The sequence below is a fragment of the Pseudomonas sp. TE36184 genome, from assembly GCF_054060055.1.
This window is the reverse complement of the sequence record NZ_JBSSCU010000001.1, coordinates 1,367,152-1,387,564: the sequence shown is the minus strand read 5'-3', so window position 1 is coordinate 1,387,564 and position 20,413 is coordinate 1,367,152. Positions and strand designations below refer to the sequence as shown.

Here is a 20,413-nt window from a genome sequence, read left to right as displayed (position 1 = left end):
ATTTTTTCGCGGGTGTTTTCGTCGTTAAACGCCAAAGTGTTGTTCGTCGATGATATTGATACGCCAGGAGCGCGCCGAACCGTAACGGGAACATTTTATTGAGGAAGGTCAAGCAGCCGCGCCCCGTGGATGCCAGGATAAGGCCAACCTGGGGCAAGGTTCCCTGTAACCTCATCGAGTGTCGAGGCGGCCCATGATGCGAGCATTACGGTTACTGCTTGGCGGCTCCCGTCAGGCCGTGGATTCCCCGGCGTTGTGGAGCCGCGCATGATGGATGCCCCTTGCCCGGCGTTGTTGGTGCTGAATGCGGGCTCTTCAACCCTCAAGTTTTCCCTTTACTTCGTGACGGCACCAACGGTCCATTGCCTGGGCAGCGGCATGATTGAAGTGCGCCAGGGCAGGGCAACGCTGGTGTATCAGGCCCCAGGATCCGAGGCCGAACATCAGGAGCAATGGCGCGCCGACAGTTGCATGGACGCAGTTTCCCTGGGCAACCTGATGCGTTGGCTGGGCAGCAACCGCCAATGGCAGATTGTCGGCGCGGCGCATCGGGTGGTCCATGGCGGCGCCCGTCGGGAAGTGGCTGCGCGGGTCGATAGCGCGCTGATCGACGAGATACAACGACTGATCCCAATGGCACCGTTGCACCAGCCCTTGTGCCTGGCACCGATTCTCCATATGGCCCGCGAGCATCCCGAGCTGCCTCAGGTGGCCTGCTTCGACACCGCCTTTCACCACACGCTCGACCCGCTGGAAACCTTGTACGGCCTGCCCCGGGCACTGAGCGAGGCGGGCCTGCGGCGTTACGGCTTCCATGGTTTGTCCTACGAGTACATTGCCGGGGTCCTGGCGGATTACGACCCGCGCGCGGCGGCCGGGCGCACCCTGGTCGCACACCTGGGCAACGGTGCCAGCCTGTGCGCGATGCGTAACCGCATCAGTTGCGGCACCACCATGGGGTTTTCCGCCCTGGACGGGTTGTTGATGGGCACCCGCCCGGGCAACCTGGACCCCGGCATCGTGCTGTACCTGCTGCGCGAACGCGGCATGAGCGCGGCGGCGGTCGAACACCTGCTGTACCACGAGTCCGGATTGCTGGGCGTCTCTGGCGGTGTGGCGAGTGATATGCGGACGCTGCTGGCCAGCCACGCCGAAGGGGCCGCGCAGGCCATTGAGTTGTTTGTACGGCGTGCCGTCAAGGAAATCGGCGCGCTGGCCGCATTGCTCGGCGGGCTCGACGCGTTGGTGTTCACCGGCGGCATTGGCGAACATGCACCCACCGTGCGTGACGGGATTCTCGACGGTTGCGCCTGGTTAGGCGTAACCCGCAACCAGCACCCGCCCACCGGAGCCTGCCTGACGACGCCGGACAGCCCGGTATCGGCCTGGGTCATCGCCACTGATGAAAATGCAGTCATCGCTCGACACAGCCTGGCCTTGCTGCCGGCGCCGGTGTCGAGCGAGGCGCTTTAGCCACTATCGCCTTGAGGTGTCGACGTGTATGCATTCCTGCCACGCGAACTGCCGGAGCAGTTGCGCGCATTGACCGAGCTTGCGCTTAACCTGCGCTGGACCTGGAACCATGCGCTCGACGAACTCTGGAAAAGCATCGACCCGCAACTGTGGGAGCGTACCCACAACCCCTGGCTGATACTGCAGAACACCTCGCCGCACCGGCTTGGAGAACTCTGTCGAGATGCGACGTTCTCGCAAACCCTCGCGCACGCCATCGAAGAGCATCGGCACTACCTCAGCGAGCCGGGTTGGTATGCGCAGCAGACAAGCGCTGGCGATTCCAAGCGGATCGCCTACTTCAGCATGGAATTCGGCCTGAGCGAGGCGCTGGCGCTTTATGCCGGCGGGCTCGGTGTGCTGGCCGGGGATTACCTGAAGACGGCAAGCGACATGGGCGTACCGGTGCTCGGGGTGGGGTTGCTCTATCAGGAAGGCTATTTTCGACAATCCATCGACGCGATGGGGCGCCAGCAGGAGGCCTACCCCTATAACGACCCCACCAGCCTGCCGATCCAGCCGACGTTTGGACAGGACGGCGCGTGGTTGAAAATCCCCTTGGCGCTTCCCGGCCGGACCCTGTATTTACGCGTGTGGCAGGCCATCGTCGGGCGTACCAGCCTGTACCTGCTCGACAGTAATGACCTGCTCAACGGTGCCAGCGACCGTGGCATCACCTCGAAGTTGTACGGTGGCGGTTCGGAGATGCGCTTGCTGCAGGAAGTGGTGCTTGGCATCGGCGGCTGGGCCACACTCGAAGCGTTGGCGATCAATGTCGATGTGTGCCACCTCAACGAAGGTCATGCTGCACTGCTGGTGCTGGAGCGTGCCCGGCGCTTCATGCATCAGAAGGGCACATCGTTCCAGGAAGCCTGGTGGGCGACGCGGGCAGGCAACGTGTTTACGACCCATACGCCAGTGGCTGCGGGTTTCGATGTGTTTTCCGCGGAACTGGTGCTCAAGTATGCCCGCGGCTATCTCGACGACTGCCGCCTCACATCGCACGAGTTGCTGGCGTTGGGCAGACGCAATCCGTCGGACGCGGATGAACCCTTCAACATGGCTTTTCTGGCGCTGCGTGGGTGCGCTCAAGCCAATGGTGTGAGCCGCTTGCACGGCGAGGTCAGCCGACGGCTATTCAGCGATTTGTATCCCCGCTGGCCTGTTCAAGAGATACCGGTGGGGCATGTCACCAACGGTGTGCATGTGCCGTCCTGGGACTCAATGTGGTCCGATCATCTGTGGACCACAAGCTGCGGCAAGGAGCGTTGGCGAGGCGCAGTCGAGTTGCTGCCGGCGACGGTCGCCAACAATGACGACGAGGCCTTGTGGAACATGGCTGCCGAGCAACGGCGCGACCTGGTGAACTATGCGCGCAAGCGCCTGGCCTGGCAGCTCGAGCAGCGTGGCGAGTCGGCGCAGCAGGTGGCGGAGGGCGGGCAGGTGTTTGACCCCAACTGCCTCACGCTCGGGTTTGCGCGACGCTTCACCGACTATAAGCGCCCGAACCTGCTGCTGCATGACAGCGACCGCCTGGCGCGGCTGTTAACCAACGAGCAGCATCCGGTACAACTGCTCATCGCTGGCAAGGCTCATCCCGCCGATGAGCGCGGCAAGCAACTGATCCAGGCATGGCTCGACTTCGTGCATCGCCCGGGGCTGCGCCGGCATGTGGTGTTCCTGGAAGACTACGACCTGGAAATGGCCCAACACCTGGTGCAAGGCGTCGATGTCTGGATCAACACCCCGCGTCGGCCCTGGGAAGCCTGCGGCACCAGTGGCATGAAGGTGCTCGTCAACGGCGGGTTGAACCTCTCGGAACTCGATGGTTGGTGGGCACAAGCGTACCAGCCCGCCTATGGCTGGGCGATCGGGGATGACGCGCCGAGCGATGACGACGTCGACGCCGAGCGCTTGTACGGCCTATTGGAAAACGAGGTCGTCCCCACGTTCTATTCACGCGATGCACAGGGTATTCCACGCGACTGGGTGCAACGCATGCGCGCCAGCATGTCGCAGCTGGGGCCGTACTACAGTAGCAATCGCATGCTGCAGGAATACCTGGAGCATCTTTACCAACCGGCGATTCAGGCGTTTCGACGCCGCCGCGAGGATAACGCGGCACTGGCGCGCACGCTCCATGCCTGGCAGAAGGCGTTGACGGCGGCCTGGGACAATATTCACTTCGGCGCGGTCGAGGGGCATCGCGATGGCGACTGCCTGTGCGTTCGCGTGCCGGTCTATTTGGGTGAGATCTCGCCTCTGTGGGTCAAGGTGGAACTCTATGGCGGCCTGTGCGACGAGTACCCCGCAGAGTGCTTGCTGATGAAAGCCGTCGATGTGATTCCGGGCGCCATCCAGGGTTATATCTATTCCGTTTCGGTCGCCGCCACGCGCCCGCTGGAGCACTACACTCCGAGGGTTCGCGCCTGGCACGCGGATGCCTTTCTGCCAGCGGAAAACCCATTGATTGCGTGGCAGCGTTGAGCTGCGATACGCCTATTGTCAGCGAGCCAAACCGGGGTAAAGCCTGGCGGCCAACAGCAGAAGAACGGTGAACACCGAGAGCATCACCTATCGCAACGGGCGCTGTCCCACGCGGCAGCAAAGCGCATTTGTTGATAAAGATCAGAGGGCATCGGGAGCAACCCCAGATACTCGTGCGACTGACTTAACCGTCTTCCCGCACTCTCGACTCAACAAAAAGGAAAAGGATCATGGGCGCAGCCGCCATTTCCCCGCAGGCTGAACGTTTCAATCTGCCGGTCAGTGAATGGGTTACCTCGACTGTTGATCCGCTGGCGCTAGCGCCGGTTTCATCGGCTATTACCAGCGTGGCGGCCAGGGCCAAGGTCCTGTTCGTGACCTCCGAATTGGCCGGCCTCGTGAAAACCGGCGGGCTCGGCGATGTATCGGCGGCATTGCCCCGGGCCCTGCATCCCCTGCACGATGTGCGCGTGTTGATGCCGGGTTACCCGCAAGTGCTCAACAGTGGAAATCCGGTCCATGTGATCAGCGAGCTGGAGGGCCATGCGGCATTGCCGGCGTGCAAGATCGGGCGGATGGACATGACGGATGGCCTGGTCATTTACCTGGTGATCTGTCCTGAACTGTATGAGCGTGAAGGCACTCCTTACGGGGATAACAATGGCCGTGACTGGCCGGATAACCATATCCGGTTTGCCCGTCTCGGCCTGGCCGCAGCCGACTTCGCCGCAGGCGCGGTGAAGTGCCAGTGGCGTCCGGAGCTGGTGCACGCGCATGATTGGCCGGCCGGCCTCGCGCCGGCGTACATGCGCTGGCGTGGGCAGGCCACGCCGAGCATTTTCACCATCCATAACCTTGCCTATCAAGGCATGGTCAGCAGCGGTTCCCGGCGCGAACTGGGCATCCCCGAGCACGCGCTGGCCTCGGACGGTATGGAGTTCTACGGCAAGCTCTCATTGCTCAAGGCCGGCATGGCCTATGCCAACCACATCACCACCGTCAGCGCGACCTACGCCCGGGAAATCACCACGCCAGCATTCGGTTGCGGCCTGGACGGCTTTCTGCAGAGCAAAGCCGAACAAGGGCTGCTCAGCGGCATTGCCAATGGTATCGACGCCAGTTGGGACGCCGAAACCGATGAGCACTTGATCTGCCGGTTTGCCGCTAACGATTGGCTCGGCAAGGCGGTGAACGCCCACTATGTCCGTCAGTTGTTCAATCTCAAGCCGTCGACGGGGCCTCTGTTCGCGGTGGTATCGCGCCTGGTCTTCCAGAAAGGCCTGGATCTGACCATTGGCGTTGCCGGGCACATCGTCAGGCAGGGCGGGCAGATCGCCATCATCGGCCGTGGCGAACCGCAGGAAGAGGAGGCCGCACGGGAGCTGGCCCAGCGCTTCCCGGGCCAGGTCGGTGTGCTTATCGGCTTCAACGAAACGGATGCCCGGCGCATGTTTGCCGGCAGTGACTTCCTGCTCATGCCGTCGCGCTATGAACCGTGCGGCCTGAGCCAGATGTATGCGCAGCGTTTCGGCTCATTACCGGTAGCCCGTAATACCGGTGGGCTGGCCGACACGATCGAAGATGGCGTGAGCGGTTTTCTGTTCGAGGAACCCACCGTGGAAAGCTACGCGGCAGCACTGACGCGGGCGATCAAGGTGTTCGCCAACCCTGAACTGCTCAATGCAATGCGTTGCCGCGCCATGCGCAAGCCGTTCGATTGGCACCAAGCCATAAAGCCTTACAGCGCCCTGTATCTGCGATTGCTGAAGGCCAATCGGGTATCCCTGGCGGCCCCCTCACTCAATGGAGAGATATCGTGACCCATTCACAGCCGCACATTCGTTGGTTCAAGGACTTGGGTATCAACGACGTCGCACAGGTCGGTGGCAAGAACGCCTCGCTGGGAGAGATGTACCAGAACCTGACAGGCCAGGGCATCCGCGTACCCAACGGGTTTGCCGTTACTTCAGACGCGTACCGTTATGTCCTTGAGCACAACAAGGCGTGGGCGCCGCTGCATGCCGCGCTCGACGGCCTCGACCCCAACGACATCAAGGACCTGCAAGCCCGCGGCAAACGGGCGCGGGCGATTGTGTATGGCTGTACGCTGCCGGAAGACCTGAAGAGCGCGATACTGCACAGCTACGCCCAGCTCAAGCGCGAGTACGGCAACAGCCTTTCACTGGCCGTGCGCTCCTCGGCAACCGCCGAGGACTCGCCGCAGGCGTCATTTGCCGGGCAGAACGAGACCTATCTCAATATCGCCAATGAAGAGGCGCTGCTCGATGCCTACAAGCGTTGCCTGGCCTCCAACTTCACCGATCGGTCGATCCATTACAAATACGACAACGGCTTTGATTGCTTCAAAGTCGATCTCGCCGTCGTCATCATGAAAATGGTGCGCAGTGATCTCGGGGCCAGTGGCGTGATGTTTTCCCTGGATACGGAAACCGGCTTCAAGGATGTCGTGTTCATCAACGCCGCGTGGGGGCTTGGGGAGAATGTGGTGCAGGGCGCGCTGGCCCCGGACAGTTTCTACGTACACAAACCCAGCTTCGTCGCCGGTTATCGTGGCGTGCTCAAGCGTAGCCTGGGCAGCAAAGAAAAGAAGATGGTGTTTACCGATACCCTCAATACCGGGAACATCGCGCAGGAGTACACCGCGAATATCGAAACACCCGACGAAGAACAAACGCGCTTTTGCCTCTCGGACGGGGATGTGATGGTCCTGGCTGACTATGCCATCAAGGTTGAAAACCACTATTCGAGCAAAGCCGGTTTCTACAAACCCATGGACATGGAATGGGCGAAAGACGGGATCGATGGTCACTTGTATATGGTCCAGGCGCGCCCCGAAACGGTGGCCTCGCAGAAAAAAGGCAGCGTGCTGCAGATCTATCACCTCAAGCAACGCTCGCCAGTGCTGCTCAAGGGGAAGGCGGTCGGCACCCGCATCGGTGCCGGGAAGGCCCGTATCGTCAACGACGTGAAACAGCTCAGCGAGTTTCAACCGGGCGAAGTGCTGGTTTCCGAAGCCACGACTCCGGATTGGGAACCGGTGATGAAAACCGCCGCCGCGATTGTGACCAACCGCGGCGGACGCACCTGCCACGCGGCCATCGTGGCGCGGGAACTGGGTATTCCCGCGATCGTGGGCGCCACCAATGCGGCAGCGACAATCAAAACCGGCGCCTTGTTGACCATCAGTTGCGCCGAAGGCGAAATCGGAACGGTCTACGACGGCATCCTGGATTTTGATGTCGAGGAAACGGACCTCAGCCAACTCGGGCATCCCGACACGCACATCATGATGAACCTGGCCAACCCCGACCAGGCCTTCAGCCTGGCCTCGCTACCGGTCGACGGTATCGGTCTGGCGCGCATGGAGTTCATCATCAATGAATGCATCAAGGTCCATCCGATGGCCCTTGTCCACCCGGAAAAGCTGGATGACGCCACCCGTGAAAAAATCGCCGTGCTGAGCGCCGCGCATGCAGACCCTACGGATTTTTTCATCAAGACCTTGGCCGAAGGCGTCGCCACCATTGCCGCAGCGGTGTACCCAAAACCGTGCGTGGTACGCATGAGCGACTTCAAGAGCAATGAGTACGCGACCCTGCTGGGTGGGCAGTATTTCGAGCCGGTAGAACACAACCCGATGATCGGTTTTCGCGGCGCGTCCCGATACAGCCATCCGGCTTATGCCGAAGGGTTTGCGCTGGAGTGCGCGGCGATGAAATGGGCGCGCGAACACATTGGCCTCACCAACATCAAGTTGATGATCCCGTTTTGCCGCACCGTGGCGGAGGGTGAAAGGGTATTGGCGACCATGGCCAACCATGGCCTGCAGCGCGGAGAAAACGGGCTGGAGGTCTACATCATGTGCGAAATACCCAACAACGTGATCCAGATCGACGCGTTCGCCAAACTGTTCGACGGCTTCTCGATCGGTTCCAACGACCTGACCCAGTTGACGCTCGGCGTGGACCGCGACTCGGAAATCGTCGCCTTCGATTTCGATGAGCGCGACCCGGGCGTCAAGCAGATGATTCGCCTGGCGGTAGAAGGCGCCAAGCGTAACGGCCGACACTCGGGAATCTGCGGGCAGGCGCCGTCGGATTATCCCGAGATGGCGGAGTTTTTGGTGTCGATTGGCATCGATTCAATGAGCCTCAGCCCGGACGCGGTGCTGGCGACGATTCGGCATGTGCTGGCGGTGCAGGCGCAGCGGTTACCGAGCGATGAGGCCGACCGGGGCAACATCGGCACGTGAGGCCTTTCACGCAAGGCCTTCGTCTCGCAATGCTTTGCGCACCGCAGGACGCACCTTGACCCGGTCATACCAGGCCCGGAGGTTATGCAAGTGCTCGAAGTGGATGTCGGCCTTGTAATAGCTGGTCAGCCAAGAGGCCTGGCCCCAGCCGGTCAATGCGAACAGATAGGCATCCGCCACCGTGAAGGCATCGCCCATGAGGTATGGACGGGTACTCAATTGTTCGTCGATCCAGGCGAAGCGCTTTTCCAGCTTTGGCTTGGCAGTCTCGACGTATTGACCTGCGAGTGTGGCGTACAACAGCGGAATGTAGCCCTTGTGAATCTCAGACGACAGGAAGCTCAGCCATTCCTGAAGTCGGTATCGATCGAGGGTGCCATGAGCGGGAACCAGCCCAAGCGCCGGCTTCAGGTCGCCCAAATACTGCACGATTGCCGGGCCTTCACGCAGGAGCGTGCCATCGTCCAGCTCGATGGCGGGTACGTAGCCCAGACGGTTGACCTCGAAGTAGTTGGCGCCCGAGTCGGTAAGGTGCGTCTTGTGATCGACCTTAATCAGCGTGGCATCGAGACCCAATTCATTCAGAACGATGTGGGGCGAAAGCGAGCAAGACGCGGGGATGTAGTACAACTTCATTGGCAAACTCCAGGACAGGGGGAGCGCTGTCAATCCAATGGAGAGCGCGCTTCAGCTGATTCTAGATGCCCGGTATAAAATAGGAAGAACGCACTATTTTGTAGTATAGGTACAAAAAATATACCTACACCCGGCCAGGACTCTGACTATGAAAGACAACATCTCCGGCTGCTCGGTCGAAGAAGCGATGCGTTTGTTGGGTGGCCGCTGGCGCCTGCTTCTTGCGTCCTACCTGCTCGATGGGCCGAAGCGCTTTAATGCGCTGAGGCGCGACATTCCGGCTATTTCACAACGCATGCTGACCCTCGACTTGCGCGCCCTTGAGCAAGCCGGGCTGGTCAAACGGACGGTATTCCCCACCGTGCCCGTGACGGTTGAGTACGAACTCACCGTGGACGGGCGACGATTGGAACCGGTCGTTGCGGTAATGAAAGAGTTTGGGCTGTGGGTCAAGAGTCGCCCATGTGAGGTGATACCGGCGCCCCATCAGCCCGTTGTGTCTTTGGAAGACCCTGTTTGATATTTACTGGTAGGTCATCCAATTGCGTTCCCTCTAGGCCTGATCTAGGCTGCACCGAAAGTCAAATTGCCAGCATTGAGCAGAGGGAGACAGGATGCATACCTCTAACCGGTTAAAACAGGCCACTGGAAGGCTGAGTGCTATCGCTGGTGGCTGTGCTCTATCAGCACTTGTAGGCGGGTTATCATTGATGATGTCCGGCTGTGCGGTCCCGACTGCAACGGCTCATCTCTATCAGATCCAACCAAAACCAACCGCGGTTGCCGATCAAAAACTCCTCGACACGGCCACGCTCCTGCAAGCGCGGATCAAAGCAGGAAACGAGCTGGCAGAGTTAAAAAAACCGCCAGCGACGGACGAATCGATCAAGGCTGCAAAAAGTAAGTTCGACGCCGCCGACCTTCAATACAAACACGCCCTGGATGATTTGAAAAACGCCCGCGCCAGCCGCGTTACGGCCGATCTTTTCAGCACCGACAACACCCACGCCATTCGCAAGCCTGACAGCAACGGCAGTGGCGGTGATGTCTTCGCGGTGTATCTGACGGACGCCTACTTCAAGTACCTAAAAGACTTCGGTGGGGTCAATGAGGTGCTGATCGTTGCCGAATTCACCGAGGTGGGGAATGACGAAAAAACCGAAACCATCACTAAAGTGCTCGGCCCTTATCTCGGCGTCGCCGACGGCGCCAACCCTCCGATTTTGAACAAGCTGCTGTATGGCCCCAAGAAGCTAGACTCCGATCATTTGTCGATGAAGCTGACGGTGCTGGAATACGATCAAGGCGAGAATGAAGACACTGCCGCCTTTCTCGATTTCATCGGTTCTGCCAGCAAGACATTATCGCTGGCCAACCCGGTTACCGCAGCCGAGCAGGTGTTCGCCAAGGAAGTTGCCAAGAGTCTGCTAGCCCTGAACAAGGACGACGTGGTGATGCAAATCGACATGGACATGGTTGCCCGCCCGGCGGATGCCACGGCTGGTGAAAATGGCGCGATGCTACCCCTCAACCCCGGTAACTACGTGCTGATCAACCAGGAGCGATGCGCGCCGGCCAATTGCTATTTCTACCTAACGGGCAGGGGTAATCAAGAAAACCCACTGGCCTGGATCGGCGATTCGCTGATGCTGATTCCTACCGCCATCCGGCGCGGTTGGACTGACACGCCGGATCGGGCATCCCTCCAGGATATCGATTTAGGGGCAGACGGCATTGAGCCAGGCAACCATGGTTTACGTAAAGGCAGTGAGTTGTTCAAGGACAAAACCTGGCTGTCATTCTCCGTGGTCAAGGGCGGCGACGCTGGGCTGTGGGGCCGTCGCCGTGCATTGATCGAGGCGGAGCAGGCCGTGCAATCCATTAACAAGAAAAGCACCAGCGCGTTATTGATGAATGCGGGTTACGAACGTGCCAGGACCGCCCTGGATACCGCGCAAGCGCTGGAGCTGACCGGCCGCAACGGGATCTCCTTCGTATCGCCGTTGAACGACAAGGGCGAGTTTGCACCCAGCGCCACCACCAACACGTCGTTCTGTCTGAGTCACAACAAACCAGTCAATTCGCCGACCTATCGGGTATTCAATCTGGAAGATACCCCCCCTACAGAGGTAAAAGGCTTGACCCTTGTCAGCGTCAATGGGTCAACCAATCTGGCGTGTTTCAACTATGCCGCGAACACCCTTCACAAGGGCCGGCATCAACTGGTCGTCACCAGTTCGGGAGAGATGATGCCGGTGATCCAGAGCGTGCCATTTGTAGTGGTTCCTTGAGGCCGCGGCCATGGCGATGAACAAGCAGCAACTCAAGGAGTTAGGGCGCAAGGTCGCTGTGGCTCAGGGAAACGCGTTCATCAAGGAACTGCTGCGCGATAGCGGCGCCCGGATCGGCGCTACCAAGGAGGACTTCGCTAACAACCTTGATAGCGCCATTGAAGAGGACATCATCACCCAGGACAAGCTCGAGGCTTGGCTTGCGCAGGTTGAAGGCTGGGGCGACCAGCATCTCTACTTGTTCCAAGTGCCCGATATCGAGGCCGTGGCGCTCGCCTCGGGAATCGCTGCCAGCCCGTATGCGGGTGTATTGGGCGCGGGGGCGAGCCTGGATTTCCCCAAGGGACTTGAACTCAAACATATTGGCCTGGGGCAGGCCGGGCTCTCAATGGAGTGGCATCAGAGCAGGGAAGGCTGGAATCGCTGGACACCTAAAGACTACATCGTGGCGGAGGGACTGCAACGGTTCCGGTTCGAGGCTTATCGTCAACGCTTTGATCGTAGCGTGGTGCGCTTTGAGTGGCATTTTGCTGAGAGTTATTGCGCGATCCTGATTCATCGCAATCCGGATATAGATCATGCGGCGGTGCTGAAAGAGGTCGATGCAGTATTGTGGGCCATCGGTTGCCCGGTTGTGCCCCTTGTGCGGATCTCGCTCAGCCAGGCGGTCAAAGTGGCCGCCAGGGATGACAAGGGGGTGCATTCGACACGCTACGAACTCGACAGTGGTTATGTGGAGATGGCGTCGACCCTTGCCGAAGGCGGCATTGAATCCGTTGCCGCCGTTCGCGGCGTTCTCCACGCAGTGGACGCCAGTCAGTTCGATAGAGCCCAAGGTATGCTTCATTTTGTCCCAGAGGAACACGGTACAAGTCGTCGAATCGTCGTGCAGGTCTATGGCAGTGAAGGCCGACTGAGGATCTTGGCGCAATGCAAGCGTGAGGATGTATTTAGAGTGGTTGAGATTTTGTGGGATTACAATAGCCAATCATGACGCCTTTTGAAGCGCAAGAACGTCGCTGGGAAGCGGAAATCAACCGGCGCACGGGGCAGGGCGATGGTCTGGAGTTCACCCTCGCACACTTCGCAAAATCCGTGGGCGCCGACGCCAACGATCCTGCGCTGATATCCTTTTTTAACAATCTTGTGAGATCAACGGCGGCCAGGAGAATCGAGGCTTGTCGTTGCCCGTTATGCGCCAGCGTGCTGCCCGCGGATACAGTCGAGACGCTTGCAAGTTGCCCCTACTGCCAGGCAGATTTTCAGCAGGAGGGCGTCGAGATTATCGTCGAGTATTTCTATCGACTCGAGGGCGCCAACAGTCGCGACATCCGGTGGGTCATCGTCATCCATGGCATGAACAGCCGCGCGCCATGGCAAGAAGAGTTCAGTTGGCAAATAGCCAATCGACTACGGTATTCGGCTCCGGTGCTCATCTATAAATACGGTTGGGCAACCATCGACGTGCTGATAACGCCACTCCATCGAAGGTTGGCAAGACGGCTGGGCGACAGAATCAGAATTGCGATCAAGCAGGCGACCGGCAGCGAGCGCCCGTCGAAGCCGGACATCATTGCGCACAGCTTCGGCACTCGATTGTTTTCGTTGATTCTGGAGGATCCAGATTTCCAAGACCTCGAATTCGGGCGCGTCATCACCGCCGGTAGCATCGTGCGGCCTGATTTTGATTGGAGCAGCCATATCGAGTCAGGGCGGGTGGAGGCCGTCATGAATCATGTCGGAGGCAAAGACTCAGCCGTGCCGCTGGCTCAATACACCATCCCGGGAGCGGGCCCTGGCGGCAAAGTGGGCTACGCATCCATGAGCACACTCAACGTAAGCAACCCCCAGTTTGGCCACTCGGATTTTTTTGTTCCGCAGAATTTACGCACGCAGATAGCTGAAGGTGGATTGTGGTACGACTTCCTAACCCGCCCACTCGCGCATTTCAGACCACACGGGGCTTTTGTGCCCGCGCTTAAATGGCAGCCCGCATGCTGGCCGGTACGAGCGTTGATACGGACATTGCTTTACGTGGTTTTTTGCGTTGCGGGCCCGTTGTCGTGGCTGCGTCGTAAGATTGATCCATAGTGGCTGGGGTAGGACAGACACTTTCGCGCAATCGCCGCACCAAATCTTCGCGCGTGAGTATGTCCTCTGCCTTGAAAACCACCGACAATGTCATTTCAACATCAAGGCTTGGAGCACACGATGTATTTTCACTCGACACGCCCTCATCCGAATTGGGGCGCGGGTTTTATCGCGACCCAACTGAATCGCCAGGGCGCCAACTTTGATGCCACCGCGTATCGCTGCGAAGATCCGACGCAGGTGCTTGATCTCAACCTGAACTGCAGGATTGCAGAGGTTCCCAGTGCATTGGCGCCAGCCTTGGTTGCCCTGAGCATGGGTTTTTCACAAGCCGTGCTCACAACGTTCATGCGTCAGGCCGAAGCCCGGCTTGAGGATATTGACGCGCTGCGGATCTGGGATCGCCCGGATTGGTTCTTGTTAACTGCGTCGGGCGCGGCGCTGACGGCTTCCGAATTGACCGTGCGCCTGGTTGAGGCAATGGCTGCCTGCCCGATCCAAGCCTACCTCATGGAAAAATCCCTACGCTCCACGCAGTTCAAACCCACAACCATTGCGGCCTTGCTTCACAGTGAGAATCCAGCGCTCTGGACGAGCACGCGGTTGGGCGGCGACCGGGAAACCTTGCTCCCGCTGATGCCCATCAACATCAGCGTGCCCCATCGCTTTTCAAATGTGATGGATATCCCGAACCACAACTGGACTGACTTCATCACCCGGTCCGGGATCTTGAACCTGGATTACATCCGGAAGGTCTACGGCCTGGACTGGTTTTATGAAGCCTTGCTGCTTGAGCTGACGGAAACCGGGCCGGATACGCCAAGCGCCATTCTGAGCCATCTTGAGTACCTCACTGACGAGCAACAGGACGGCTTCATCACCGGGCTGCTCAACGCCGTATTCCTTGATCTGAATGAGAATACACCCAAGGTCCAGGCCTGCGATCTGATCGCGCGCGATGTCGATAACCGTGCGCTTCTGGTCACCCTTCAGGGAGTTATGTCGGAACTTGTCCAAGATGAATGGGAGTGCTCGGTGATCACTGCCATCAACTACCTGCCTGAAGAATACGTAAAAGATCCTGGACTGATTTCACGCGATCCATTGTTCAGCGCCCTTCATGACCAGGACCGTCTGCTGGAGCGATTCTGCGACGAGTTGCTGGACATTCGACAGCAGGCGTTTTGCTTGGCCGACTTTATAGCGATGACGAATCTGGCAAAGCTGACTCGGTTTTCCTACGACATGGTGGGGATCGATACGCAAAAAGTCCTCGGCCACGTGATCCAAGGCTGCCTGTACTTCCTCGGCTCACAGTGTGACTACTTCTGCGATTCATCCTCGAGTAAAGCCGGCGTCGATTCGCTGGTGATTGAAGGGTTCAGGGACTTTACCTACTTCTTTATGACCAATGAAAACAAGGTGTTTGACCTGAACTTGGACTTCTCCCAATTCACCGCGTATGAATTGCTGATACTGCGCCTGGCGTGTGTCAACACCCGCAAAATGCCGCCGCTGCCGGACTTTGCAGTCGAGGCATTGGAGCGTTTCTGGGCTGATTGAAACCCTAACCGATCCCTTAGAGCGACGCCCTGGCAACCAACGGGCAATCGACTGACTGGGCTCCCGATACCTCGACGGCGTCGATCAGGTGTCGGGCGGCCCTGCGACCGATCTCGTAGTACGGCAGTTGTACCGTTGTCAGCGGTGGGATGAACAGTTCGGCGATACCGATCATATTGTCGTAGCCGAGCACGGCGACATCATCGGGGATTTTCAGCCCGCGGCCCAACAACACCTGGTAGGCACAAAAAGCAATCCGGTCGTTGCCACAGATCAGAATGTCGAATTGGGGGCGACCCTCGATGATGTGCCGGTCGAGGATGGTCGCGGTTTCACCATAGGCGTCATGATCGGAAAGGTCATATTGCAGGAGTGCCTCAGGCAACAACCCGAATGCCTGACAGGCACGCTGCAGGCCTTTTTGCCGCAGCCCCCACGCCAGGCTCTGTTTTGGGAGATTGATCAACAGAGGGCGCCGATAGCCTTGGCTCAAGGCGTGATGTACGGCTCGATACTGCCCCATTTCATCGTCGGGCACATAACTGACCAGGTGACTGTCATCCGCCAGGCAATTGGCGAGCACCAGGCGGGTGCTCTTCAATCGCTCGGGAATGCACACCTGGCGCAGCCCCATGGCGCTGAAGATCAACCCGTCGGGACGGTGCGATAACATCAGGTCGATGTTCTGGTCGGTGGGCGGGTTGCTTAACAGGTTGAGGATAAATACATTCCAGCCGGCTTGCTGCGCGGTCTGTTCGATGGACAGCAGCAGTTCGACGGCGAACGGGGTTGTCGCGGTGTCCAGCGCGAATACGCCGATGGTTCGAGTCTGGAGGTTGTCGCCGCGAATCCTGCGCGCCGACAGGCTGGGCACGAATTGCAATTCGTCGATGGCGCGGCGCACCCGTTGATAGGTTTCGGGGCTCAATTTTTCCGGGTTGTTGAGCGCTCGGGAAACCGTCATCAGGGACACGCCGGCTAGCTGTGCAACGTCTTTCACTGAAGTCATGCGAAGCGAGACCGGTCAGGTTGAGGCCGAATCATGACACATGGCCTGCGCTTCTCGCGACTCGAATGACACGGTTCATAACCATCCCGAGGCGAGTGGCCATGCCTTGGGAATGGCGACACGCCCACCACTCCCGCTTGCAAAGAGCTTCACCCCCAGACTGCCGGGCTGCGGGTAGAGGCGACTGCTCAGGCTGAAGCTGCCGTTTTCGTCGAACACTTCAATGGACGAACGATCGAGGAACACCCGCAGTGCCAGTTGCCCTTGTGTCGGGTCTATCGCCACGCTGCGCTGGCCGCTGACTTGCGCACCCGAGCGGCTGCGGTCAAGAACCAGGCGCTGCAACGCCGCATCGTAGTAGAGCAGGGTTTGTTCCTGGCCATCGTCGCTGCAACGCAAGGCGACTCCCAAGTGGCCGTCGGTGCAGCCGAGTAAATCCAGATGCACATGGATTTCCAGCATATCGCCATTCACTTGCGGCACCCAGCGGCTTCCCGACGCCTCCCACCACGCGGTAGCTGGCAGCAGCGTCCCGCGCAGTGCGGTGAGCTCCCGTGCCGGAAACATGCGCAGACGATCGGCACACAGTTCAAGTTCGCGTGGCAATCCGAGCATGCCGCACCAGTGATGCGCCTGGCTCGGCATCGGGCTTTCCCACATGTCGAGCCAGGCCCAGGCAAGACGCCGACCATCGGCGGCCACGAGGGTCTGCGCGGCGTAGAAATCGTGGCCGTTATCCAGCTCGATAAACGGCCCGCCGGTGAAGTTCCACGCGCTGTCGAGCTGGCCCACTCGATAACCCGTCTGGTATTTGTTCAGCCGTTCGTACCCTTGGGCAAGCATGCCTTGCGGGGAATACAGCAGCACGTCGCGTCCGTTCAGTCGAAACAGGTCCGGACACTCCCACATATAACCATCGCCGTCGCTGCCCGCGGCAATATAGTCAAGGAACTCCCAGGTGTGCAGATCGGTGGAGCGGTACAACGGAAGCAGCGGCCTGTCGCCCAGACGTGCGCCGGCAATGAGGTACCAAGCGTCATCCTCCTTCCATACCTTGGGGTCGCGAAAATGCATGATGTTGTCTTGCGGCGCGGTCTCGATGACTGCGCCATGCTTGACGAAACGGATGCCGTCGACACTGGTGGCCAGGCACTGGACTTGACGGATCGAGCGTTCGTCGCCCACGTCTCCCAGCCAGGTGTGCCCGGTATAGATCAGTGCCAAGGTATCCCCACACACCACTGCGCTACCGGAAAAACAACCGTCACGGTCGCACTCATCGCCGGGCGCCAGCGCAATGGGCAGGTGCTGCCAATGAACCAGGTCGGCACTCTTGGCGTGCCCCCAATACATCGGGCCCCATTTCGCTTCGAATGGGTAATGTTGATAGAACACGTGATATTCGCCACGAAAGTACACGACCCCGTTCGGGTCGTTCATCCAGCCTGCTGGTGGCGCAATATGATAGCCGGGGCGATAGTCGTCGACGACGCGAGACGCACCGTCATGCAGTGCGCGCTGCGCAAGGTCAAGGGCTGAAGGCATTGGCTCGCTCAGGGTATTCAAGGACAAAGTCATAGGGCGCGTGCTCGGAATGAATGCAGAGCGACGTCATCGGGCAGGTGTTCGGCGGCGGCCGGATGGCGTTTCAAGGCGGTGCCGTCGGCGTCGAACAGGTGCAGGTTGTCAGTGTCCAGCTGCAGCTCGACCCGATCGCCCACCTGCCATCCGGCATTGACCTCGCAACGGCAGATCAGGGGTTCGTCCTGACCCGATTCGAGGTGTACATAGGTTTCGCTACCCAGGTATTCGACCCCGGTCACGACGACACCGCTGGTGCCCTCAGCCGCTTTGAGCGACAGGTGCTCCGGGCGAATCCCCAGGCTGAGCTGCGCGTCTGCCGGCAGGTTCGAGCTGTCGAAGGGCAGGGCAGTCATGCCCGCTACAGGGGTGTCGGTCAGGCTGGTTTTGCCTGGGGCATGCAGGCGCGCCGGCATAAAGTTCATTCTGGGCGAGCCGAGAAAACCGGCGACAAAGCGGCTGGCCGGGCGTTCATAGAGTTCGCGCGGTGAGCCGACCTGTTCCACGCGGCCGCCGTTGAGCACGACAATTTTGTCGGCCAGGGTCATCGCTTCTACTTGGTCGTGGGTGACGTAGATCATGGTCGAGCCCAGTCGAGCATGCAGACGGGCGATTTCGTTGCGCATCTGCACCCGCAGGGATGCGTCCAGATTGGAAAGCGGTTCATCGAACAACAGAATGTCCGGCTCCCGCGCCATGGCTCTGCCCATGGCCACACGCTGACGCTGGCCTCCGGACAGTTCCTTTGGTTTGCGTTGCAGCAGTTTGTCCAGTTGCAGGATTTGCGCAGTTTTCAGCACGCGCTCGCGCAAGCTGCTCTTTTCCGTCTTGGCCAGTTTGAGACCGAAGCTGATGTTGTCGTAGACACTCATGTGCGGGTACAGCGCATACGACTGAAACACCATGCCGACGCCGCGCTCACGCGGTTCCAGGTCGTTGACCCGTCGTCCGTCGATCAGCAGGTCGCCGCCGCAGATCGAATCCAGCCCGGCGATCAGTCGCAGCAGGGTCGATTTTCCGCAGCCCGAAGGGCCAACGAACACCACGAACTCGCCCGCGGCAATCTCCAGGCTGACGTCGCGAAGAATCCGTGCGCCGCCCAATTGTTTGTTCACGTTGTCCAGTTTCAATTTGATCACGATGCTGTTCCTTGTATTTGTTGGGCATCAACCCTTTAACGCGCCGGCAGTGAGGCCGGATACGATTCGGCGCTGGAAGATCAGCACCAGAATCACCAATGGGACCGTGACCAGCACCGAAGCGGCCATCAACAGTCCCCACGGCAGCTCATGGGGGCTCCCGCCGGAAATCAAGGCAATGGCGACCGGTACCGTGCGTTGCGTGTCGGTGAGGGTGAAGGTCAGGGCAAACAGGAACTCGTTCCACGCTGCGATAAAGGCCAATAAGCCAGTGGTGACCAGGGCGGGCCAGAGCAGCGGCAACAGCACCCGCGTCAGCGTGACCCACGGCGAAGCGCCATCCATGATTGCCGCCTCTTCCAGCTCATGGGGCAGTTGGCCCATGAATGTGGTCAGCACCCAGACGGTGAAGGGCAGGGTGAAAATCGTGTAGCTCAGGATCAACGCCCAGGACGTGTTGTACAGGCCCAGGGCGCGGATCACTTCGAACAGCCCCGACAGTACCGCGACCTGGGGAAACATCGAGACGCCAAGCACCATCATCAATACTGTGCCGCGCCCCCGGAACTTCACCCTGCCCAAGGCATAGGCGGCGGTCAGGCTGAGGAACAACGCCAGCGTCACGACGCACAGCGCAACCACCAGCGAGTTGCCGATAGCTTTCAGGAACGAGGGTTGATGGAGTACCGCCGCATAATTGGAGAAGTCGGGACGGTCGATCCAGTAGCTCACCTCGAACAAGGTGCTGGATGGCTTCAGCGACGTCACGATGGCGTAGTAGAAAGGGAAGACCGCATACAGCAGCAAAATTCCGATCAGGCACCAGAACCCGAGGCGCAACAGCGCTTTTTTGAGTAGACGCGGGCTCATGAGCGCACCTCCAGTTGACGGCGTCCGAGGTAGAGATACAGCAACGCAATCACCGCGACGACCAGGAACAGCAACGTCGACGCCGCGCTGCCATAGCCCACGTCCTGGAACTCCACCAGGTGCTGGCGCGCATAGACCGACATGCTCATGGTGCTCGACGAGTTCGAGGTCAGCACATAGATAACGTCGAATACCCGCAGCGAATCGAGGATGCGAAAGATCGCCGCCACCAGCAATGCAGGCATCAACAGTGGAAGCGTGACACGCCAGAACACGTGCAGCGGATGAATGCCATCGACCCTGGCGGCTTCGTAGCAATCGCTTGGCAACATCTGCAAGGCCGCCAGCATCAGCAGTGTGACAAAGGGCACGGTCTTCCAGACGTCGACGATGATGACGGCCCACATCGACAGACTTGCATCAGCCGTCCAGGCCAACGGCATGTCAATCAGGCCGAGGCTCAGCATCAGGTGATTGATGATGCCGAACTGGTCGTTGAGCATCCACGACCAGATTTTCGCCGAGACAATCGTAGGAATCGCCCAGGGAATCAGTATCAACGCACGCACCAGGGACCGGCCGGTGAACTTGATGTTCAGCAGCAATGCCACCAGCAGCCCGAGGACGATCTCCAGGCCCACCGACACCACGGTGAAATGCAGCGTGTTGCGCACCGCGTTCCACCATTGTGGATCGACCAGGATGCCCGACCAGCCGGAGCCGTTGTAGAACAGGTAATTGCTAAAGCCGACGAAGGTTGCGCCACGCGTGTCCGCCAGGTTGGCGTCGGTAAGGCTGAACCAGAATGTGCGCAATAGCGGCCAGGCCGCTACCAGGGCCAGGCACAGCAACATCGGTGTCAGAAACAGCCAGGCGGCGCGCAGGCGGCGGCGCTGTATGGGCGTCTCCCTGGCGAGCAGGGGCTCGTCACAGGAGGCGCGGGGAGTAGAGACAGACATGG

Annotated in this window: 15 protein-coding genes; 9 read left to right on the top strand and 6 right to left on the bottom strand. The window is 59.6% G+C overall.

Annotation, left to right across the window (positions count from 1 at the left end; genetic code table 11):
• The first annotated feature begins 267 nt into the window (after positions 1-267).
• The 4 genes from ACVWZP_RS06105 (at position 268) to ppsA (ending at position 8,272) form a co-directional block, all read left to right on the top strand.
• Positions 268-1,473, top strand: coding sequence for an acetate/propionate family kinase (locus tag ACVWZP_RS06105; RefSeq protein ID WP_457369556.1), 1,206 nt, complete (start codon positions 268-270; stop codon positions 1,471-1,473).
• A gap of 24 nt (positions 1,474-1,497) precedes the next feature.
• Positions 1,498-3,999: an alpha-glucan family phosphorylase gene (glgP, locus tag ACVWZP_RS06100; protein ID WP_457369555.1), complete on the top strand. Its 2,502-nt coding sequence runs from the start codon at positions 1,498-1,500 to the stop codon at positions 3,997-3,999.
• A gap of 230 nt (positions 4,000-4,229) precedes the next feature.
• Positions 4,230-5,819 carry a glycogen synthase GlgA gene (gene glgA / locus ACVWZP_RS06095; RefSeq protein WP_186352092.1) on the top strand — a complete coding sequence of 530 codons (1,590 nt, stop codon included), beginning with the start codon at positions 4,230-4,232 and terminating at the stop codon, positions 5,817-5,819.
• Positions 5,816-8,272, top strand: a complete 2,457-nt coding sequence (ppsA, locus tag ACVWZP_RS06090; protein ID WP_457369554.1) for a phosphoenolpyruvate synthase — start codon at positions 5,816-5,818, stop codon at positions 8,270-8,272. The genes glgA and ppsA overlap by 4 nt, the downstream gene beginning before the upstream one ends.
• Positions 8,273-8,278: 6 nt before the next feature.
• Here ppsA and gstA read toward each other — a convergent pair whose 3' ends face one another.
• Complete coding sequence (gstA, locus tag ACVWZP_RS06085) at positions 8,279-8,908, bottom strand: glutathione transferase GstA (protein ID WP_046383405.1); 630 nt, start codon at positions 8,906-8,908, stop codon at positions 8,279-8,281.
• A gap of 148 nt (positions 8,909-9,056) precedes the next feature.
• On the opposite strand from gstA, the gene ACVWZP_RS06080 reads away from it, so the two are divergent.
• From ACVWZP_RS06080 to ACVWZP_RS06060, 5 genes are all read left to right on the top strand, one after another.
• Positions 9,057-9,428 (top strand): winged helix-turn-helix transcriptional regulator, encoded by a 372-nt coding sequence (locus ACVWZP_RS06080; protein WP_177030144.1) that lies wholly within the window; start codon positions 9,057-9,059, stop codon positions 9,426-9,428.
• A gap of 94 nt (positions 9,429-9,522) precedes the next feature.
• Positions 9,523-11,199, top strand: coding sequence for a hypothetical protein (locus tag ACVWZP_RS06075; protein ID WP_256822246.1), 1,677 nt, complete (start codon positions 9,523-9,525; stop codon positions 11,197-11,199).
• A gap of 10 nt (positions 11,200-11,209) precedes the next feature.
• Positions 11,210-12,193, top strand: coding sequence for a hypothetical protein (locus ACVWZP_RS06070; RefSeq protein WP_457369553.1), 984 nt, complete (start codon positions 11,210-11,212; stop codon positions 12,191-12,193).
• A complete protein-coding gene (locus tag ACVWZP_RS06065) occupies positions 12,190-13,290 on the top strand; it encodes a hypothetical protein (RefSeq protein WP_457369552.1) in 1,101 nt (366 codons plus the stop codon). Before ACVWZP_RS06070 ends, ACVWZP_RS06065 begins: the two co-directional genes overlap by 4 nt.
• 120 nt (positions 13,291-13,410) lie before the next feature.
• On the top strand, positions 13,411-14,853 hold the full coding sequence (locus ACVWZP_RS06060; protein WP_457369551.1) for a hypothetical protein: 1,443 nt from the start codon (positions 13,411-13,413) through the stop codon (positions 14,851-14,853).
• A gap of 16 nt (positions 14,854-14,869) precedes the next feature.
• On the opposite strand, the gene ACVWZP_RS06055 is transcribed toward ACVWZP_RS06060, so the two are convergent.
• The 5 genes from ACVWZP_RS06055 to ACVWZP_RS06035 all read right to left on the bottom strand — a co-directional run bounded on the left by ACVWZP_RS06055 (position 14,870) and on the right by ACVWZP_RS06035 (position 20,411).
• Positions 14,870-15,862 (bottom strand): LacI family DNA-binding transcriptional regulator, encoded by a 993-nt coding sequence (locus tag ACVWZP_RS06055; protein ID WP_457369550.1) that lies wholly within the window; start codon positions 15,860-15,862, stop codon positions 14,870-14,872.
• A 75-nt stretch (positions 15,863-15,937) separates the two neighbouring features.
• Complete coding sequence (locus ACVWZP_RS06050; RefSeq protein ID WP_457369549.1) at positions 15,938-17,407, bottom strand: glycoside hydrolase family 32 protein; 1,470 nt, start codon at positions 17,405-17,407, stop codon at positions 15,938-15,940.
• A 29-nt stretch (positions 17,408-17,436) separates the two neighbouring features.
• On the bottom strand, positions 17,437-18,582 hold the full coding sequence (locus ACVWZP_RS06045; RefSeq protein WP_372813270.1) for an ABC transporter ATP-binding protein: 1,146 nt from the start codon (positions 18,580-18,582) through the stop codon (positions 17,437-17,439).
• Between the two features lie 27 nt (positions 18,583-18,609).
• Positions 18,610-19,452 carry a carbohydrate ABC transporter permease gene (locus ACVWZP_RS06040; RefSeq protein WP_046383410.1) on the bottom strand — a complete coding sequence of 281 codons (843 nt, stop codon included), beginning with the start codon at positions 19,450-19,452 and terminating at the stop codon, positions 18,610-18,612.
• On the bottom strand, positions 19,449-20,411 hold the full coding sequence (locus tag ACVWZP_RS06035) for a carbohydrate ABC transporter permease (RefSeq protein ID WP_457369548.1): 963 nt from the start codon (positions 20,409-20,411) through the stop codon (positions 19,449-19,451). The genes ACVWZP_RS06040 and ACVWZP_RS06035 overlap by 4 nt, the downstream gene beginning before the upstream one ends.
• Positions 20,412-20,413: the final 2 nt, after the last annotated feature.

What these genes read in the sequence shown, in the direction of transcription:
- ACVWZP_RS06080 (WP_177030144.1), top strand. Translation starts at nt 9,057, where the DNA reads ATGAAAGACAACATCTCCGGCTGCTCGGTCGAAGAAGCGATGCGTTTG.
- ACVWZP_RS06065 (WP_457369552.1), top strand. Translation starts at nt 12,190, where the DNA reads ATGACGCCTTTTGAAGCGCAAGAACGTCGCTGGGAAGCGGAAATCAAC.
- ACVWZP_RS06070 (WP_457369553.1), top strand. Translation starts at nt 11,210, where the DNA reads ATGGCGATGAACAAGCAGCAACTCAAGGAGTTAGGGCGCAAGGTCGCT.
- ACVWZP_RS06050 (WP_457369549.1), bottom strand. Translation starts at nt 17,407, where the DNA reads ATGCCTTCAGCCCTTGACCTTGCGCAGCGCGCACTGCATGACGGTGCG.
- ACVWZP_RS06040 (WP_046383410.1), bottom strand. Translation starts at nt 19,452, where the DNA reads ATGAGCCCGCGTCTACTCAAAAAAGCGCTGTTGCGCCTCGGGTTCTGG.
- glgA (WP_186352092.1), top strand. Translation starts at nt 4,230, where the DNA reads ATGGGCGCAGCCGCCATTTCCCCGCAGGCTGAACGTTTCAATCTGCCG.
- ACVWZP_RS06075 (WP_256822246.1), top strand. Translation starts at nt 9,523, where the DNA reads ATGCATACCTCTAACCGGTTAAAACAGGCCACTGGAAGGCTGAGTGCT.
- ACVWZP_RS06035 (WP_457369548.1), bottom strand. Translation starts at nt 20,411, where the DNA reads ATGTCTGTCTCTACTCCCCGCGCCTCCTGTGACGAGCCCCTGCTCGCC.
- ACVWZP_RS06105 (WP_457369556.1), top strand. Translation starts at nt 268, where the DNA reads ATGATGGATGCCCCTTGCCCGGCGTTGTTGGTGCTGAATGCGGGCTCT.
- ACVWZP_RS06060 (WP_457369551.1), top strand. Translation starts at nt 13,411, where the DNA reads ATGTATTTTCACTCGACACGCCCTCATCCGAATTGGGGCGCGGGTTTT.
- gstA (WP_046383405.1), bottom strand. Translation starts at nt 8,908, where the DNA reads ATGAAGTTGTACTACATCCCCGCGTCTTGCTCGCTTTCGCCCCACATC.
- ACVWZP_RS06055 (WP_457369550.1), bottom strand. Translation starts at nt 15,862, where the DNA reads ATGACTTCAGTGAAAGACGTTGCACAGCTAGCCGGCGTGTCCCTGATG.